At 63.3% G+C, this 18,632-nt stretch carries 15 protein-coding genes; 7 read left to right on the top strand and 8 right to left on the bottom strand.

What is annotated here, in order from left to right:
• Positions 1-122 precede the first annotated feature (122 nt).
• On the bottom strand, positions 123-1,898 hold the full coding sequence (locus tag ABH939_RS06230; protein WP_003945121.1) for a DEAD/DEAH box helicase: 1,776 nt from the start codon (positions 1,896-1,898) through the stop codon (positions 123-125).
• Between the two features lie 102 nt (positions 1,899-2,000).
• On the opposite strand from ABH939_RS06230, the gene ABH939_RS06225 reads away from it, so the two are divergent.
• From ABH939_RS06225 to ABH939_RS06210, 4 genes are all read left to right on the top strand, one after another.
• A complete protein-coding gene (locus ABH939_RS06225; RefSeq protein ID WP_404649457.1) occupies positions 2,001-2,828 on the top strand; it encodes a carbon-nitrogen hydrolase family protein in 828 nt (275 codons plus the stop codon).
• Positions 2,829-2,883: 55 nt separating this feature from the next.
• Positions 2,884-3,510, top strand: coding sequence for a phosphoribosyltransferase (locus tag ABH939_RS06220; RefSeq protein ID WP_007736162.1), 627 nt, complete (start codon positions 2,884-2,886; stop codon positions 3,508-3,510).
• Positions 3,511-3,636: 126 nt separating this feature from the next.
• On the top strand, positions 3,637-4,335 hold the full coding sequence (locus tag ABH939_RS06215; protein WP_003945151.1) for a hypothetical protein: 699 nt from the start codon (positions 3,637-3,639) through the stop codon (positions 4,333-4,335).
• Positions 4,336-4,474: 139 nt separating this feature from the next.
• A complete protein-coding gene (locus ABH939_RS06210; protein ID WP_042450345.1) occupies positions 4,475-6,262 on the top strand; it encodes a long-chain fatty acid--CoA ligase in 1,788 nt (595 codons plus the stop codon).
• Between the two features lie 56 nt (positions 6,263-6,318).
• Here the strand turns inward: ABH939_RS06210 and ABH939_RS06205 are convergent, their stop codons facing one another.
• The 3 genes from ABH939_RS06205 to ABH939_RS06195 form a co-directional block, all read right to left on the bottom strand.
• Complete coding sequence (locus tag ABH939_RS06205) at positions 6,319-7,305, bottom strand: NAD-dependent epimerase/dehydratase family protein (protein WP_404649456.1); 987 nt, start codon at positions 7,303-7,305, stop codon at positions 6,319-6,321.
• 87 nt (positions 7,306-7,392) lie between these two features.
• A complete protein-coding gene (locus tag ABH939_RS06200; protein ID WP_404649454.1) occupies positions 7,393-8,763 on the bottom strand; it encodes an FAD-binding oxidoreductase in 1,371 nt (456 codons plus the stop codon).
• Positions 8,760-9,461 carry a FadR/GntR family transcriptional regulator gene (locus tag ABH939_RS06195; protein WP_073513009.1) on the bottom strand — a complete coding sequence of 234 codons (702 nt, stop codon included), beginning with the start codon at positions 9,459-9,461 and terminating at the stop codon, positions 8,760-8,762. The genes ABH939_RS06200 and ABH939_RS06195 overlap by 4 nt, the downstream gene beginning before the upstream one ends.
• A gap of 92 nt (positions 9,462-9,553) precedes the next feature.
• Between ABH939_RS06195 and ABH939_RS06190 the strand changes: the two genes are divergently transcribed.
• The gene (locus ABH939_RS06190) at positions 9,554-10,171 is read left to right on the top strand and encodes a cysteine hydrolase family protein (protein ID WP_404649453.1); all 618 of its coding nucleotides are present in this window, start codon (positions 9,554-9,556) and stop codon (positions 10,169-10,171) included.
• A gap of 5 nt (positions 10,172-10,176) precedes the next feature.
• Here the strand turns inward: ABH939_RS06190 and ABH939_RS06185 are convergent, their stop codons facing one another.
• Positions 10,177-10,818 carry an alpha/beta hydrolase gene (locus ABH939_RS06185; protein ID WP_404649452.1) on the bottom strand — a complete coding sequence of 214 codons (642 nt, stop codon included), beginning with the start codon at positions 10,816-10,818 and terminating at the stop codon, positions 10,177-10,179.
• 83 nt (positions 10,819-10,901) lie between these two features.
• Here ABH939_RS06185 and ABH939_RS06180 point away from each other — a divergent pair, with 83 nt between their 5' ends.
• Positions 10,902-14,345 (top strand): TM0106 family RecB-like putative nuclease, encoded by a 3,444-nt coding sequence (locus ABH939_RS06180; RefSeq protein ID WP_404649451.1) that lies wholly within the window; start codon positions 10,902-10,904, stop codon positions 14,343-14,345.
• A 28-nt stretch (positions 14,346-14,373) separates the two neighbouring features.
• Here ABH939_RS06180 and ABH939_RS06175 read toward each other — a convergent pair whose 3' ends face one another.
• Positions 14,374-15,549: an amino acid deaminase/aldolase gene (locus ABH939_RS06175; protein ID WP_003945107.1), complete on the bottom strand. Its 1,176-nt coding sequence runs from the start codon at positions 15,547-15,549 to the stop codon at positions 14,374-14,376.
• Between the two features lie 70 nt (positions 15,550-15,619).
• Complete coding sequence (locus tag ABH939_RS06170; protein WP_020908434.1) at positions 15,620-16,267, bottom strand: TetR/AcrR family transcriptional regulator; 648 nt, start codon at positions 16,265-16,267, stop codon at positions 15,620-15,622.
• A gap of 78 nt (positions 16,268-16,345) precedes the next feature.
• Here ABH939_RS06170 and ABH939_RS06165 point away from each other — a divergent pair, with 78 nt between their 5' ends.
• Positions 16,346-17,659, top strand: a complete 1,314-nt coding sequence (locus ABH939_RS06165; RefSeq protein ID WP_042450351.1) for a D-arabinono-1,4-lactone oxidase — start codon at positions 16,346-16,348, stop codon at positions 17,657-17,659.
• A 3-nt stretch (positions 17,660-17,662) separates the two neighbouring features.
• Here the strand turns inward: ABH939_RS06165 and ABH939_RS06160 are convergent, their stop codons facing one another.
• Positions 17,663-18,628, bottom strand: coding sequence for an adenosine deaminase (locus ABH939_RS06160; RefSeq protein WP_019749316.1), 966 nt, complete (start codon positions 18,626-18,628; stop codon positions 17,663-17,665).
• Positions 18,629-18,632 lie beyond the last annotated feature (4 nt).

The following is an 18,632-nucleotide window of genomic DNA, read 5'->3' as shown; positions in this document are numbered from 1 at the left end:
ACCGCGCAGCGCCTTCCCCCCCACACAGAAAAGCCTTGCCCCCCACACAGAAAACAGGCGCTGTCCTCCTCGCGGAGGGCAGCGCCTGTTTCAGTCTTCATGACAGTCGTTGAAGCTGTATGTCAGTCGTTGTAGCGATCGCGTCCGCCACCGCGGCGGTCGTCACGTCCACCACGATCGTCCCGGCCACCACGGTCGCCACGGCCACTCGGACGTCCCTGCGGCGGCCCGAAATCAGGCTGCAGCTGGATCAGGACGCCGGAGATGCGTGTGCGACGCAAAGCTTCGAGAGTCTCGTTGGAGAGGTCGGCCGGCAGCTCGACGATGCTGTGATCCGGGCGAATGCTGATGTGCCCGAAGTCGCTTCGACGAAGCCCACCCTCGTTGGCGATGGCACCGACGATGGCACCCGGAACGACGCGGTGACGCTTGCCGACTGCAATGCGGTACGCGGCCAGCTCCTGGCCCTCGGGCCCACGCGAGCGCGGGGCCGGGCCATCGTCGAAACGACGGGGAGGACGTGGTTCACGAGGCTCGCGCTCACGACGCGGCGGTGCCGGCGGCTCGGGAGAAAGCAAGAATGCTTCGCCGTCGCGCGACTGCAACGCCAGAGCGGCAGCGATGTCGATGAGCGGAACGTCGTGTTCCTGGTCGTAGTCCTCGATCATCTTGCGGAACATCGCGAGATTCTCCGAGGCCAGGCTCTCGGTGATGGAGTCACCGAACTTGGCCACGCGCTGGGCGTTGACGTCGTCGACACTGGGAAGCTGCATCTCCGCAAGCGGCTGACGGGTCGCCTTCTCGATGGACTTGAGCAGATGACGCTCACGCGGGGCGACGAACAGCAACGCGTCACCCTGACGACCGGCGCGGCCGGTACGACCGATGCGGTGGACGTACGACTCCGTGTCATGAGGGATGTCGTAGTTGACGACGTGGGAGATTCGATCCACGTCGAGGCCTCGAGCAGCAACGTCGGTCGCGACGAGGATGTCGAGGGCGCCGTTCTTGAGCTGACCGATGGTCCGCTCACGCTGGGCCTGGACGATGTCACCGTTGATCGCGGCAGCCGAGTGCCCGCGGGCGCGCAGCTTCTCCGCCAGGTCTTCGGTGGCCTGCTTGGTACGGACGAAGATGATCATCGCCTCGAATGCCTCGACCTCGAGGACTCGGGTCAGTGCATCGAGCTTGCGCTGATGAGCAACCTGAATGTAGCGCTGCGTGATGTTCGAGGCGGTCGACGTCTTGGACTTGACGGTGATCTCGACCGGATTGTTCAGGTACTGCTTCGAGATCCGGCGAATCGAGCCGGGCATCGTTGCGGAGAACAGGGCGACCTGCTTGTCGCCGGGGGTGTCGCGGAGGATGCGCTCGACGTCCTCCTGGAACCCCATCTTGAGCATCTCGTCGGCCTCGTCGAGAACGAGGTACTTGAGATTGGTCAGATCCAGGGTGCCCTTTTCGAGATGGTCGATGACACGACCCGGGGTACCGACGACGACGTGTGCGCCGCGGCGCAGGCCCGACAGCTGGACGCCGTAGCTCTGGCCACCGTAGATCGGCAGGACGTTGAGTCCGGGGATGTGCGCGGAGTACTTGCCGAAGGCCTCGGCAACCTGAAGCGCCAGCTCACGCGTGGGAGCAAGCACCAGCGCCTGGGTCTGCTTGATCGACGTGTCGATCCGCGACAGAACGGGAACTGCGAAGGCTGCGGTCTTGCCGGTACCGGTCTGTGCGAGACCGACGACGTCCTTGCCTTCGAGCAGTGGCGGAATGGTGGCAGCCTGAATGGGCGAGGGCGACTCGTAGCCCACGTCTGACAGTGCCTTCAATACCCGATCATCGATGTCGAGGTCGGCAAATGTTGGGGGTTCGGGGTCACGCTCAATATCACTCATTTGACCAGCAGTTTAGCGGATAGAGTATAGACACGACGACATACCGGGGGTGCTTTTACGACAGATCCACCCTCCCAGCGGGTTTCGCCTAGCGTAGGAAGCATGACCGAAGCCACCGCAGCCACCCCCTCCCAGACCGTTGTCGCGATTGCCCAATTCGCCCCGGGGACGGACAAGAAAGCCAACCTCGAATCACTGCGATCACTGGCTTCCGATGCAGCAGCACGCGGCGCGAAAGTTGTCGTGGCGCCGGAATACTCGATGTTCACCGCACCGAAGACGGATGAGCGTTTGATCGAGTCCGCGGAGGACCTGGACGGCGAATTCGGTTCGGCGCTGGCGTCGGCCGCCGCGGAGTTCGGAATCTTCCTCGTGGCAGGAATGAACGAGCGGATCGACGACGTGAGCAGAATCTCCAACACCCTCGTCGCGATGGACCCGAACGGCGAACTGGTGGCGACCTACCGGAAACTGCATCTTTACGACGCTTTCGGTTACCAGGAGTCGGCCGTGATCCGCGCGGGCGAGATCACCGAACCGCAGACTTTCGGGTGCGACGGCCTGACCTTCGGCCTCCAGACCTGCTACGACCTGCGCTTCCCGGAAGTCACCCGGCGCATCGTCGACGTCGGCGCAGACATCTTGCTCCTGCCCGCCCAGTGGGTGCCGGGGCCGCTCAAGGAAGACCACTGGACCACTCTCGTGCGCGCCCGGGCCATCGAGAACACGATGTACATCGCAGCGGCAGATCAGAGCGCGCGCGGCGGCGCGGGTGCCAGCATGATCGTCGACCCGATGGGCGTCGTGATGTGTTCACTTGGCGAGCAGGTCGGGGTCGCCACCGCACTCGTTTCGGCTGCTCGCATCGCCGAGGTACGCGAGAAGAATCCCGCTCTCGCGCTGCGGAGGTTCACAGTCTCGTCGCGGTGACCTGCAGCGAGTAGCGTCGAACTGGTCGGGGTTCGAGCTTCTCGAGGACAACGCAGTGACCCAGTATCGGGATCGATCTTCCGCCGGCAAATTTCTGGCCGGGCGGCTCGAGACCTTGCGTATCGACAAGCCCGTCGTTCTCGGACTCCCGCGCGGCGGAGTTCCGGTCGCAGCCGAGGTGGCTGCGGCACTGAACGCTCCGCTCGACATCGTGGTGGTGCGCAAGCTCGGCAGTCCGTACAACCCGGAACTGGCGATGGGCGCTATCGGTGAGGGCGGCGTGCGGGTCCTCAACCACGACGTCATCGCAGCGGTTCGCGTCTCGAAAAGAGAACTCGTCGCCGTCGAACGCGATGAGCGAACCGAATTGGAACGGCGGGCGCATCTCCTGCGCGAGGGGCGGACCCCGGTTTCCCTCCACGGACGCACTGCGGTGATCGTCGACGACGGAATGGCTACGGGCGCGAGTGCCGCGGTTGCCTGCCGATGCGCGCGCACCGCGGGTGCTGCCGCCGTGATCGTCGCGGTCCCAGTAGCCTCCCCCGAAGCCATGAGAGTGATCGCGTGCTCCGCCGATCGGGTCGTCTGCCCCTTCGTTCCTGCCCTGTTAGGCGGCGTCGGTGCTGCATTCGAGGACTTTCATCAACTCAGCGACGACGAAGTGCTGTCCTTCCTCGCCTGAGTGCACACCTCTCCAGCCTGAGCACAGTCCAAGAGATCTCTGAGAATTTGTGATGTGTGCAACATTTCGCTCCTCGGTGCCGATAGCCCAAATGGAACAAAAAGAATTCGGCTTTCTGGAGGAACCGTGACCATCTCGACCGATACCGTCGACGCCGTCGCAGCTGCGTGCCGTGACCGCCTGGGCGACCCTTCCGCCTGGGTTGCGTCAGACGCTTATCGACAGAGCCTCGCCCTGTGCATCATCGAATCCGTTCAGTCCACGTCGGGCCACAGCGAAGTGACCGTCGTCGATCGCTACCTGGCGTACCGGAAAGCCCGCGAGGACAAACCCGTCACGGATGGCGCACGCGAACTACTCCGCACCTTCGAGGAAGCCGGCAGTTCGGACCAGTGGGCAGGCAAGATCGGCTCGTACAAGCGTCGCTACACGGCGACGGGTGTCCCGATCGAGGCACGGCACATCCAACAGGTCGCCGAGAAACTCCATCACTTGCGGATCAACAGCGTCGAGGACCTGCTGTCGGCCGCCGATTCCGACAACGCTCTCGAAGCCGTTCACCATGCCTGGGTGGACGCGTGCGGAGACGGTTCCGAAGTGACCTGGGCCCACCTGTTGATGTTGGCCGGAATTCCGCACACCGATCTGGGGACCGCTGCCGACACCTTCATCAGCGCGACACTCGGCACCACCGAGTTGCCGGGAGACACCTCGGAGATCCTTGCAGCTACTGCAGAGCAACTCGGAGTGGATCCGGACCGATTGGACTACGCAATTCGGCGGTGGCTGTCCGTGCACGGTCGCACGCTCCAACACGTCGCCTGAGTACCTGTAAACAGGCGGTCACACTAAACTGCAGGTCAGCGCCCGACCAGTTCTACCGAATAGTAACGACAGTGCAAAATGACGACTAATGTGATGCAATGCACATCAGAAATGTCAGTAGTCACTGGAGGGGTCAATAGTGCGCGAGTTCTCAGTTCCACAGTCGTTCTCAATTCCGGAGAACGTATCCATGGCCGACTCCGTGTTCCGTCACGCCGAAGAAGACCCCACATTCGTGCCGTTCAAGAGGCCGTCGAACGGTGGATGGGTCGACGTCACTGCAGCTGAATTCGCGAAGCAGGTCTCCGCAGTTGCCAAGGGCCTGATCGCTTCGGGCGTCGAGCTCGGCGACCGCGTCGCTATCCTGTCAGCGACTCGCTACGAGTGGGTCGTTCTCGACTACGCCATCTGGACTGCCGGCGGATGCACCGTCGCGATCTACGAGACCTCCTCCCCTGATCAGGCGCAGTGGATCCTCGAGGATTCAGCGACAACACTTCTGGTCGTCGAAACGGCCAAGCACGCGGAGACTCACAAGGAAGTCACCGACGGCGCAGAAGCCCTCCGCGAGGTTCTTGTCATCGAGTCGGGTGCGATCGACGAGCTGTCCAGTCGCGGTTCGGCAATCACCGACGAAGAACTGCACACTCGTCGTCACCAGGTCACCGCTGCCTCGCCCGCGACCCTGATCTACACCTCCGGAACCACCGGACGCCCCAAGGGTGTCCAGCTGACGCACTCCAACTTCTACGCCGAGTCCAACGCCTGCCGCCTGGCGATGCCGGAGTCCATGGTCCCCGGCAAGAAGACTCTGATGTTCCTGCCGCTTGCCCACGTATTCGCGCGGGCGATCTCCTTCGGCGCTTTCGACGCCAAGGTCACCGTCGCCCACACGTCGGACCTGACGACGCTGCTCGAGCAGTTCGCCGGCTTCAAGCCCAACTTCATCCTCTCGGTGCCCCGCGTGTTCGAGAAGGTGTACAACTCGGCTCGCCAGAAGGCAGTCGACGGCGGTAAGGGCAGCATCTTCGACAAGGCTGCTGCCACCGCCATCGAATACAGCGAATCCCTCGAAAAGGGTGGCCCCGGACTGGCACTCAAACTCAAGCACGCGGTATTCGACAAGCTCGTCTACTCGAAGTTGCGCGCAGCTCTGGGTGGCGAGTGCGAGCGTGCAGTCTCCGGTGGCGCAGCCCTCGGCGCGCGCCTCGGCCACTACTTCCGCGGCGTCGGCATCCCGATCTACGAGGGCTACGGACTCACGGAGACCAGCGCCGCAATCACCGTCAACACCTCGAGCGCGCAGCGCGTCGGCACCGTCGGCAAGCCGATCAACGGCCATGCAGCACGGATCGCCGAGGACGGCGAACTCCTCCTGCAGGGCCCGGTCGTGTTCGCCGGCTACTGGCACAACGAGAAGGCCACCGCCGAATCCATCGTCGACGGCTGGTTCCACACCGGCGACCTCGGCTCGATCGACAACGAGGGCTACGTCTCCATCACCGGACGCAAGAAGGAAATCATCGTCACCGCGGGCGGCAAGAACGTCGCACCGGCAGGCCTCGAAGATTCCCTGCGCGCGCACGCTCTGATCAGCCAGTGCCTCGTCGTCGGCGACGGTCAGCCGTTCATCGGTGCACTGATCACCCTCGATCCGGAGACACTGCCCGGTTGGGTCGAGCGCAACGGTCTGCCCGCCGGCACCCCGATTGCCGATCTGGTGAAGAACGCCGACCTGATCGCCGAGATCGACTCGGCCGTTGCCGACGCGAACAAGAAGGTCTCCAACCCCGAGCAGATCAAGAAGTACACGATCCTCGAGGTCGACTTCACCCAGGAGACCGGTGAATTGACGCCGACGCTCAAGCTCAAGCGCAACATCATTCACGAAGCTCACAAGACCAAGATCAGCGACCTGTACGCCTGATCGATCGTCTTTCACGAGTCTGGCCCGGTTCGAATGCGAACCGGGCCAGACTCGTTTCACTGTCCGGCGGAGAGTAGTTCCTCTTCGATCTCGGATGGAAGGCCGTGCACCGCACGATCCTCCCGCTGAGTCGGCAGAGTTTCTCGCTGCATCCACTCCCAGGTATCGCGCACGGTGTCTTCGACGGGCCGGCACCGCAGCCCTGCTTGCCCCGCCTTGGCGGTGTCGGCTTCGAGGAAGCCCGCGAACTCGCCCTCTTGCGGAACCCAACACGGAAGTTGTGTCCACGGCTGCACTCCCGCAGCGGCCAGCCTGTCCTCGTCGATCCACACGAGTTCAGCGTCCGAACCGGTGGCAACCACGCACGCCTGGAGGAGTCCGGAGGTAGTGGTGTGGCCGGACGGGCTGATGACGTCGTATGCCCCGCTGATCCCGGCGGCCAGTCCGGCCAGGACAAAGGTTGCGATGTCGCGGGCATCGACGTACTGCAACGGTCTGGTCGGCACTCCGGGAGCAACGACACGTCCGCCCGCCGCGATACGCTGCAGCCACCACGGCAACCGCCCGATGTCCTCGCGCGGGCCGAGGATCAACCCTGCCCTCGCGAGTAACGCGTCCGGGAAGGATTCCAGGACAGCGAGTTCGGCCCCGCGTTTGGCGGACGCGTAATCGCTGTAGTCATCGGAGGTTGCAGATGCGGCCACCACTGGTGAGGTCTCGTCTACGTGCAAGCCCCATTGGTAGACGGATCCACTGGAGATGTATGCGTACCGGTCGACGTGACCGAGTAAGACGCGCGCATTTTCCCCGATCACTCGGGGGCTACCCGACCAGGTGTCGACGACAAGATCCCATCGACGATCACCGAGCGCATCAACCATCGCACGCTGATCGGTGCGATCCGCGAACAGGACCTCCGCTGTAGGTGGTGGCGCTCCGGTGAGCCCACGATGGAGCACTGTCACCTCCCAGCCCCGGACCAAAGCGTCATCGACGAGAGCGTGGCCGAGGAACCGTGTTCCTCCGAGCATCAACAGCTTCATGAGGGCCATCGTCACTTGAAAAGCGTCGTGCGGCAACACGTTCGTCTGGTAGCGCAATTTCCGGCGACTGAGGCACGAACGAACCGCTCAGATACCTCGTCCGGGATTGAGAATGTTCTTCGGATCGAATGCGGCCTTGACTGCAAGCATCATTTCGCGTTCGGTCTGGCCGACCATGTCCGCCATGTACGGCGCTTTGAGAACCCCGATACCGTGTTCACCGCTGATCGTTCCGCCCAACGCCAGTGCGCCGGCAACGATGTCGTCGAAAGCTCCGCGCGCACGATCCTGCGCACCCGATTCGGCAGCGTCGAACACGATGGTCGGGTGGAGATTGCCGTCGGCGGCGTGACCGAAGGTTCCGATCGTGACGCCGTGGCGATCGGCCGCTTCACGAATGCATTCCAACATGGACGGCAACGCCGGCACCGGCACCGCGACGTCGTCGAGAAGTACCGTGCCCAACGCCTCGAGAGCCGGCAAGGCCATGCGGCGCGCGGCGGTGAACTCTTCACCTTCCACCGGATCGTCGGTGTGGAAAACCTCTCGGGCCCCGGCACTTTCGCACGCCGCGGCGCAGTCCGCTGCCTCGGCGGCCGCCGACCTACCGTCGCACTGGATGAGCAGCATCGCCCCGGCCGATTCGTCCAGCCCCATCTTGGTCAGCCGATTGACGGCGCCGATGGTGACGTCGTCCATCAACTCCATCTGACACGGTTCGGCCACTGCCGACACGGCGAGGACGGCATCGATCGCGGACTCCGCGGAATCGAAGAAGGCGACCACAGTGGTCGCGGCAGTGGGCGCCGTACGCAACCGCATCGTGGCTTCGACGATGACCGCGAGAGTGCCCTCCGACCCGACGAGCAGATGTGTCAAGTCCAGCCCCGCAACGTTTTTGCGCGTCCGTGCACCGGTACGGATCACACGCCCGTCGGCGAGTACCGCCGTCAGGGCCGCAACGTGATCACCGGTGACGCCGTACTTGGCGCAACAGATGCCGCCTGCATTTGTCGCCAGATTGCCGCCGATACTCGAGATGGACCGGCTTCCCGGATCCGGTACGTACCAAAGACCCTGCTGTGCAGCAGCTTCCGCCAGGTCACCGTTGATCACTCCGGGCTCCACCGTGGCGGTGCGCGCGGCAGGATCGATCTCGAGAATTCGATCCATGCCCGCGACGCTCAAGACGATGCATCCGTCGAGTGCGTTGGCGGCGCCGGCCAACCCGGTACCTGCCCCTCGTGTCACCACCGGAACGGCGAGTTCGTGGGCCACCGTCATGACCGCAACGACGTCGTCGGCCGTCTTCGCCTTGACCAGCGCGGCGGGCCTTCCGGCTGCGGTGAGCAGTGATTGATCCCGGACGTACGCACCCATTCGGTCGGGATCGGTTGTCGCCCTGTCCCCCACCGCTTTCTGCAGACGCTCGCCCAACAGATCGATACTCGTGGTCATTGTGTTCGTCCTTCGTAGAATCCGCGCACATGGCGCTCGACCAAAACGGCAGCCTCGTCAACTGCACCGCGCTCGATCGCGTCGGCGATACCCTCGTGCTCTGCCAGCAGTGCGCCGAGCGTGGCCGCCGAGTTCTCGCGCGAGTCGAGTTCACTCAGCAGGTAGCCGGCGATGCTGTCGCGGAGAACCGTCATGACCAACCCGAACGCCTTGTTCCCGCCGGCTCCGGCCAGCGCAACGTGAAAGTCGACATCGGCGTCGTGGAATGCGACCGAGTCGTCGGCAAGGGTTGCGACGCGCATCCGCTCGATCGCAGCCCGGGCGCCGTTCGGCACCGCGACGACAGTGCGCAGCGCAGCAGCTTCGAGCAGCACGCGCAATTCGACAAGATCGCCCAATGGAACTGCACCCACCTGCAACGCCGTGCTGAGAGCTGTGGCTGCGGAATCGGCCGTATGCTCGTGCGTCACCCGAGGCCTGGCAGTAGAAGTGGTGTCCGCGCCGGTCAACAATCCCTGCGCTTGCAGGACCCGAAGGGCCTCACGGACCGTCGATCGCCCCACCGAGAACGTCTGCGCGAGTTCCTGTTCGGTCGGCAATGCCTCGCCGACGGGAAGCGAGCCGTCGAGTATGGCAGCACGGATTCTTCCCGACACGGCAAGGCTGAGCGGCATGCGCGACAACGGAGTCGTATCCATGCCGCGACGCTACCACCCCTTGCCTGCTTGTCTGACAAACTGTTTAATTGAGGAAATTCGTGACCCGGACCACAACAGAGAAGGTGCCGACCATGACCGACAAGCTCGAATTGGATCCCGCGACCACCGCCGTCGTGCTCATCGAGTACCAGAACGACTTCACCACCGAGGGCGGTGTCCTCCACGAGGCCGTCGCACCAGTCATGGAATCGAACGGACTCCTCGCGAACACCGCCGCGCTGGTCGATGCGGCCCGGGCGGCGGGTGTCACCGTGATGCACGCACCGATCACCTTCGCCGAGGGGTACAACGAAATCACCTCGCATCCGTACGGAATCCTCAAGGGCGTCGTCGACGGAAAGGCTTTCGTGAAAGGTTCGTGGGGCGCCGCTATCGTCGACGACCTCACTCCGAAAGACGGCGACATCGTCATCGAGGGCAAGCGTAGACTCGACACTTTTGCCAGCACCAACCTCGATTTCATTCTGCGCAGCAAAGGAATTCGCACGATCCTTCTCGGCGGCTTCCTGACCAACTGCTGCGTCGAATCGACCATGCGCACCGGATACGAGAACGGTTACCGGGTCATCACACTCACCGATTGCGTGGCAGGCACTTCGGTCGCCGAACACGAGAACGCAATCACCTACGACTACCCGATGTTCTCGCATCCCGTCACGTCGAAAGAGGTGCTCGGCGCGCTCTCCTGAGAGGACTACCTGGAATGCGCGAGAAGGAATTCACGGCTGACGTTGGTGACACTGGCGTGAACCTTCTCGTGCAGCAGGTCGTGACCGGCGTCCTCGAACTCACGCATCTCGACGTTGCGCAGCGTCCGCGCCCAGTCCCGGACGGGATCGACCGGGGCGATCCGGTCGTCGGTACCGTGAACGACCAAAACCGGGATGCCCGCGTCGGAGAGTTCCGCCCACCCGTGTTGCTCGACCGCGCTGCGCGGGATGCCGCACAGCACTGCGGAGGCAAAATCGTGATCGCGATGAGCCAGCATCGTCAGCGCCGTCACGGCACCTAACGAATGACCCATCACCGCCTGCGGAACTTCGGGCAGTTCCGCCAAGGCGATGCCAGCCAGCGCGGCTGCATCGGCAGCAAGATCGGAGAGCGGAGCCCCGACTCCCGGATCACCCTCCGACAAACCGTGCCCGGTGTGATCGATCGCCCACACGTCGATCCCCGACGCCGTCATTGCGCCCGCGAAGCGGTGATACTGGCCGCTGTGCTGGCCGAGACCGTGCAGAAAGACCAGTGACACCGTGGGCACCGCACCCCCTGCCGCCGGCCAATGCCGAAAGTGCACCTGACCGGTTCGTCCGTCGAAGAAAGGCATGATCGTCATTCTGCACGCCGCTACCGGTATCCGCGGCTCGTGAGCGATTACTGGTGGGTTGCCTTGTCGGTGAGCGATGGCACAATCGCCCTGTGTTCCTACTCGATGATCAGATCGTCTACAGCGCCAGCGACCTCTCGGCTGCGGCCTCGTGCGAGTTCGCACTGCTGCGGCAACTCGACGCCCGTACCGGTCTGATCGCGGCCGAGGCCGCCGAGGCGGATCCGATGCTCGAACGGACGTCGAGCCTCGGCGACTCGCACGAGCGCGAACAGCTTCAGAAGTTCATCGATCAGCACGGAGACGGCGTCGTCGTCATGCCGCGACCGGAACACTCACGCGCAGGCCTGACCGCTGCCACGTTGGCCACCGTCGAGGCAGCACGATCGGGCGCGCCGGTCATTTATCAGGGAACCTTTTTCGACGGCCGATTCCTAGGGTTCTGCGATTTCCTCGTCCGCGAAGGCGACACCTACGCGGTCTACGACAGCAAGCTCTCCCGGCACGCCAAGGTGTCGGCACTTCTACAACTCTCCGCATACGCGGATGCGTTGGAGCGCAATGCAATTGCCGCCTCCGATCAAGTTCATCTACTGCTAGGCGACGGCAGCACGTCGTCGCACGACATCGGAGACATCGCGCCGGTATTCGCGGCACGTAGAGCTGAACTCGAACGAGTCCTCGACGAGCACCGCGCCGAGGGGAAACCGACACAGTGGCTCGACGATCGGTACCTGCGTTGTGGTCGATGCGACACCTGCAGCGTCGAGGTCGAAAGCCATCGAGACCTGCTGCTGGTTGCGGGTGTCCGCGGCAATCAGCGTGAACAGCTGATCGTCTCGGGGATCACGACAATCGACGAACTCGCCGCGAGCACCGGCCCTGTCGAGGGAATCCGCCGGGAAACACTCGACAAGCTCCGTGCACAGGCAGCGGTTCAACTACGCCAGGAACTGTCCGGCGACGCCGAATTCGAGGTCTACGAACCCTCGGCGCTCGGCGGACTCCCCATCCCCGACGACGGCGACATCTTCTTCGACTTCGAGGGCGATCCGCTCTGGGCCGAGGACGGGTCCACCGATTGGGGGTTGGAGTATCTGTTCGGTGTGGTCGAAGGGCCTGCGGACGACTACGTGTTCAAGCCGTTCTGGGCACACGATCGCGAGGGTGAGCGCCAGGCGCTCCTCGACTTCCTCGATTACGTCACCGCGCGTCGAGAAGCTCATCCAGGCATGCACATCTACCACTACGCCGCGTACGAGAAATCGGCGCTGTTGCGCTTGGCCGCACGTCACGGTGTCGGCGAGCAGACCGTGGACACCCTGCTCAGCGAGAACGTGCTCGTCGACCTGTACCCGATCGTCCGCGCGTGCCTGCGGATCGGACAACGCTCGTACAGCATCAAGAAACTCGAGCCGCTCTACATGGGTGAGCACGGCCGTGACGGTGACGTGACCAACGCCGCCGCCTCGGTCGTCGCCTATGCCGACTACTGCGAATTGCGCGACGGCGGACAAGCCGACCAGGCCCGGGAACTTCTTCAGGGCATCTCCGACTACAACGAGTACGACTGCGAATCCACTCTCCGCCTGCGCGATTGGCTCGCCGAGCGCGCCGCAGAACATGGTGTCGAACTTCGAGAGCCGACCGGACAGATCAAGATTCCACTCGAAGAACTCACCGAATCGGAAATCGCACTCCGCGACTTCGCCGGCCACAAGGCCGGTTCGACACGCACCCCCGATCAGCAGGCTGCTGCTCTATTGGCCGCAGCAGTCGGTTACCACAATCGCGAGCGGAAGCCGTACTGGTGGGCCCACTTCGACCGATTGGTCACACCGATCGAAGACCTCGTGGACATCCGCGACGTCATGGTGGTCGAGCAGTCCGAAATCGAAACGGACTGGCACAAGAGCACCGCGCGGCAGAAGAAGTTTCGTCGCCACATCCAGTTGACCGGAAGTTTCGGCACCGGAACGTCTTTGAGCCCGGGCAGTGATCTTTTCGCGCTCTACGCAACCCCCTCCCCCGATGCCGTTGCAAGCGAGAACCCCACCCAACGCGGCACCAGCAGCGTCAAGGTCACCGCCGTGGTCAAGTCCGAAGGGCTCGACGTGGTCACCGTGGAAGAACTGCTCGACGGTGACGAATACCTCGATACCCCAGTCGCATTGGCACCTGGTCGTCCGATTCCCACGGGACGTATGGAGAAGTCGATCGCCGCTGCCGCATCCGACGCCAGCGAGAGCCTGCCCGAACTGCCACACATCGCGGCAGTCGACATTCTCAGGCGCAGCACCCCGAGAACCCTCTCGGGTTCACCGCTGCCACCTGTCGGCACCGACAACAACTACGCCGACGCCATCACTGCCGCACTTCTCGACCTCGATGATTCCTACGTGGCAGTACAGGGTCCCCCTGGTACGGGCAAGACCTACACGGGCGCTCGTGTCGTCAAGACACTGATCGAACAACATCAGTGGCGAATCGGCGTGGTGGCACAATCACATTCGGTGGTCGAGAACATGCTCGGCGGCATTCTGAAAGCCGGCGTGGACCCTGCACTGGTCGCGAAGAAGGGCAGCCGGAGCAAGACCGCAGAATGGCAGGACATCGCATCCGAAGAATATGCGGGATTCATCGCCGAGGCCGAAGGCGTCGGCTGTGTCATCGGCGGCACTGCGTGGGACTTCTCGAACACCGATCGTGTTCCAGCGGGCAGCTTGGACTTGCTCGTCGTGGACGAAGCAGGCCAATTCGCGCTGGCGAACACCATTGCCGTCGCGATTTCCGCGCGAAACCTGTTGCTGCTGGGCGATCCGCAGCAGTTGCCGCAGGTGAGCCAAGGTACTCACCCCGAACCTGTCGACGAATCGGCGCTCGGTTGGCTCGCCGAGGGACACGGCGCACTGCCACCCGAACTCGGCTACTTCCTCGAGAAAACGTGGCGGATGCACCCGGATCTGTGTGCGCCCGTGTCCGCACTGTCGTACGAGGGCAAGCTCCATTCTCAGGAAACCGTGAGTGCGGCAAGGAAACTCGACGGACTCGCTGCCGGAGTGCACACAGTGTTCGTCGATCACCGCGGCAATTCCACGTACTCCCCGGAAGAGTCCCAGGAAATCGTTCGCCAGATCCAGGGCCTTCTCGGTACGCCATGGACCGATCCGAGCGAGTTCGAGGGAACCCGGCCCCTGGAGCAGTCGGACATCCTCGTGGTCGCGGCATACAACGCCCAGGTCGGTACCGTCGAGCGCGATCTCACCGAAGCCGGTCTCACGGAGGTCGAGGTCGGGACCGTCGACAAGTTCCAGGGCCGCGAGGCCGCGGTGGCAATCGTGTCGATGGCCGCATCTGCCGTCGAGGACGTCCCGCGAGGAATGTCGTTCCTCCTGTCGCGGAACCGCCTCAATGTTGCTGTCTCCCGCGGCAAGTGGTGCGCGATCATCGTCCGATCACACGCGTTGACGCAGTACATGCCGAGCACGCCCGCAGGATTGGTGGAGCTGGGCGCGTTCATGAGGTTGACGAGCTAGCCAAATATTTTCACACCCAAAGCCTGTCCTACCCGAAACACTGCCCTTCGCCGCGGTAGGTGGGAACCGAGGTTCGGGTGCCGTCGGCTTCGACCACATACACGCGGTCGAAGCGCTCGCACAGCTCGCCGGCCTTGGCGTGACGGAACCATACGCGGTCGCCGATCGCGATGTTTCCGGCTTCCTTCCCGGTGACCGGCGTCTGGACTTCGCCGGCACCTTCGTTGCGGAGCAGTTTGAGACCGGCGGGCCAGACCGGTGACGGAACGCGGGTGGCTCCGGCAGGTCCCGACGCGATGTATCCGCCGCCGAACAGGGTCGTGACGGACGGCGTCGGTTTGCGCACTGCCGACAGTGCGAAGAACAGCGCCGGATCGGGACGGAAGGCACGGTAGCGGTCGAACAGGGTCGGTACGTACAGTCCGGAGCCTGCTGTTACCTCGGTCACCACAGGATCGGCCGAGCTGACCTCCAGCGACCCCGTACCGCCGCTGTTGACGATCTCGAGTGCACCCACGGCATCGGTGACGGCCGCGACCACAGCGCCTCTTCTGGACGCCAGTTCGCGGGCGGAGGCCTTCTTGACCCAACCGATCGGAGCGCTGGTGTCCGGGAGGCCGGCGATCTGGGCTTCGTAGAACATCACTCCGACGACGGAGAATCCGCGCTGACGAGCACGCGCCGCGAGTGCGGCGACCGCGGCAGGTTCGCGCAGCGGCGAGCGTCGTACGCCTAGATGAATCGGACCGATCCGAAGTGACGCATCGACGTCGAGACACACCCGGACAGGCGCATCCCCCGTCGACGCCGAACGAATGAGGTCCAACTGCGCATCGTCGTCGACCATCAAGGTGATCGATGCGAGAGCGGTGTCGTCGGCAGCGAGATCCGCGATGGCGCCACGATCGGCGGTCGGGTACCCCATCAGGATGTCCCGTGCGCCGAGCCCGACCAGCCACAGAGCCTCGCGCAGTGAGTACGCCATGATTCCGCGGAATCCGCCGGACGCGGTCAGTGTGTCGCCGAGAGTTTCAGCCAGAACCGTCCGACAACGAACCGATTTGCTCGCCACTCGCACCGGGGTTCCACCGGCGCGGCGCACCAGGTCGGCTGCATTACTGCGCAGTGTGGTCAGATCCAGAGCAGCCAGAGGCGGGTCGAGTTCTCGCGTGGCAGCAGTGAGTCGATCAAGGGTCCTGGTCACAGATGATCCAATCGTCGCGGCGTGCGACCAGTCAATCACCAATCCTGGACGTATGTCCAGGATGGCGGTTCTACTGAGGCGCGACCACGGCTTTGTTGGCGATTACCTGAACCATTTCTCCGAACTCGGCAATAGTCGCGTCGGAGTCACGATCGACCAGCCATCGCAGAACAAGGCCGTCGATCATCGCAAGACTCAGTCGCGCAATCGAACTCAACGGCTCCGTCCACACCGTGCCCGATATCTTGGCGCACTCTTCGAGAAACGACACCGCGAGCTCATCCATGATTCGGTACTGCTCAAATGCAACCGCCCCAGCACGTTCGGCTCCGAGATTGCGACTACGCAGTGCCTGCGCAGTAATTTCGTAGGTCAACAACTGGCGATCCGGGGTTGCCTCGATGGTCGGCCACATTCCGGTCAGGCCGATGTGCAGCAATTCCCTGAGCCCCTGCACGCCACTGAGATCCGGCGCATGGCGGACCTGCGCGAACGCATACTGCATCGACGCACTGAGCTGCAGAATGAGCGTTTCACCCATTGCCGCGATCAGCGCTTCCTTGCTCTCGAAGCAGTAATGAACGACGCCGAGCGATACCCCGGCCTCCTCTGCCACCGCCCTTACCGTCACAGAACTGACACCGCGCTGTTCCGCAATAGACAAGGCGGACTCGACCAATTGTGTGCGGCGTTCGTCCGCCGGGAGCCTGTTCAGCATCCAATGATCGTAGAACGCAAATGACAAAATCTTCGCGCAATACTTGCCTGGACGACCGTCCAAGTACATTATTGCGTAATGGCTTCGGACACTTGGCAGAACTGGGCGGGCACTCAAAGCGCCGCGCCGCGTCGCTTTGCGACGCCGACAAATACCCGTGAACTTTCGTCGTTGGTCGCCGAGGCCGCCTCGCGTGGCCAACGTGTGAAGGCCGTCGGCGCCGGCCACTCGTTCACCGGTGTCGCGGTCACTGACGGTGTCCTCGTCAGCCTGGACAACTTGAGCGGAATCGACTCGATCACACCGACCGACGACGGTGCGCTGGTCACTGTTTTTGCAGGCACTCGCCTTCATGCTCTCAACGACGCCTTGTGGCAACGCGGATATGCGATGGCAAATCTCGGTGACATAGACGTCCAGTCACTGGCCGGCGCGACGTCCACCGGCACGCACGGCACCGGCGCACGATTCGGCGGTATCGCCACACAGATTCGCGGAATCGAGATCGTTCTCGCCGACGGATCCGTCGTTACCGCAAGCGCCGACGAAAACGTCGAGCTGTTCGAAGCGGGCCGCCTCGGATTGGGCGCAATCGGCATCATTTCGAAGATCACTCTCGCCTGCGTTCCGCGATTCACACTTCGCGCAATCGAGGAACCCGACACGCTGTCTCACATACTGGACACCCTCGAGGGCGATCGCCTGGGCCTGGATCACTTCGAGTTCTACTGGTTCCCGCACACCGATCGTGTCCTGACGAAGAGCAATACGCGACTCCCCGGAGATACCGAACCCGATCCGGTGGGCAAGGTCCGCGCGTTCGTCGACGACGAACTCCTCTCGAACACACTCTTCGAAGGTGTCAACCGCGTTGCCACCCTGGCACCGGCCGCGATCCCGAGAATCAACAACGTGTCGTCCCGATTGCTCGGCGCCCGCGAGTTCACAGATCGCAGCTACCGGGTATTCGCGTCTTCGCGCCGGGTGAAGTTCAAGGAGATGGAATACGCGATTCCCCGCGAACACGTCACCGAGACACTTCACGAAATCGATCGCTGGATGAAGAAGTCCGGAACCAACGTCGCTTTCCCCGTCGAAGTACGTTTCGCTGCCGCCGACGACCTCTGGCTCTCCACTGCTCACGGACGCGACACCGCATACATCGCGGTACACCAGTACCACCGCCGACCCGAAACGGAGTACTTCGCCGCGGTGGAAGCCATCGCGCGCGCCGTCGACGGCCGGCCGCATTGGGGAAAAATGCACAACCGGACCGTCGACGACCTGCGTCCTACGTACGACCGACTCGACGACTTTGTCGCCGTTCGAGACAAGTACGACGCGAATCGTGTGTTCGACAACGAATACTTGCGTCAGGTGCTGGGCGACTGACGGTCAGCGCCGCAGCAGTTCCGCTTTTCGCGCATCGCTCGCAAACGAGGCTTTGATCGAGTTCCGGGCGAGGGTGTCTCGCTCGGCCTCGGTCAGACCCAGGGCTCGGCCCAGTTCGGTGAAATTGTCGTCGACGTATCCCCCGAAGTAGGCCGGGTCGTCGGAGTTGACCGTGACGATCAAACCCATCTCGAGCATCGATCGAAGCGGATGATCCGACAGCGAATCGAACACCCGCAGACGAACGTTCGACAACGGGCAGACCGTCAGTGGAATCTCCTCGTCGACCAGACGCTCGATCAGGGCAGGATCCTCGAGTGCCCGGACTCCGTGGTCGATCCGCTCGGCGCCGAGAATGTCGAGCGCCTGCCAGATGTACTCGGGCGGTCCCTCTTCACCGGCGTGAGCCACAACGTGCAAACCCTCGGCACGCGCGCGGGCGAACACGTCCTCGAACAGTGACGGCGGGTTGCCGACCTCCGCGGAGTCGAGTCCGAGCCCGACGATTGGAGCCTGCAGGCGAATTATCTCGGAGAAGATCTCCTCGGCGTCTTTGACGGGCTGATCTCGGAGGATGGCGGCGATTGCCGCGCTGCTGAGCCCGAACTCGCGCTCACTCGATGCCACCGCATCCATGATCCCGTCCAGGACCTCGGTCAGCGGAACACCACGGACCACGTGCGCCTGTGGATTGAAGAAGAACTCGGCATGCGCGACGCCGGCGGCAGCCGCGCGGCGGAAGTACGCTCGCGTCAGGTCGGCAAAATCCTCCGCGGTGCGCAGGACGGCCATGTTGGCGAAGTAGAGATCGAGGAACGACTGCAGATCGGTGAACTCGTACCTCGACTTCAGATCGTCGATATCCTTGTACGGCAAGTCCATTCGATTGCGCTCGGCAAGTCGGTAAATCTGTTCGGGTTCCAGAGAACCCTCGATGTGCATGTGCAGCTCTGCGACAGGTGTAGCCATGTCG

This window comes from Rhodococcus sp. 27YEA6 (assembly GCF_044908235.1).
Lineage (GTDB): Bacteria > Actinomycetota > Actinomycetes > Mycobacteriales > Mycobacteriaceae > Rhodococcus_F > Rhodococcus_F qingshengii.
Note: the sequence above shows the minus strand (reverse complement) of the source record. Positions and strands in the feature narration are given on the sequence as shown.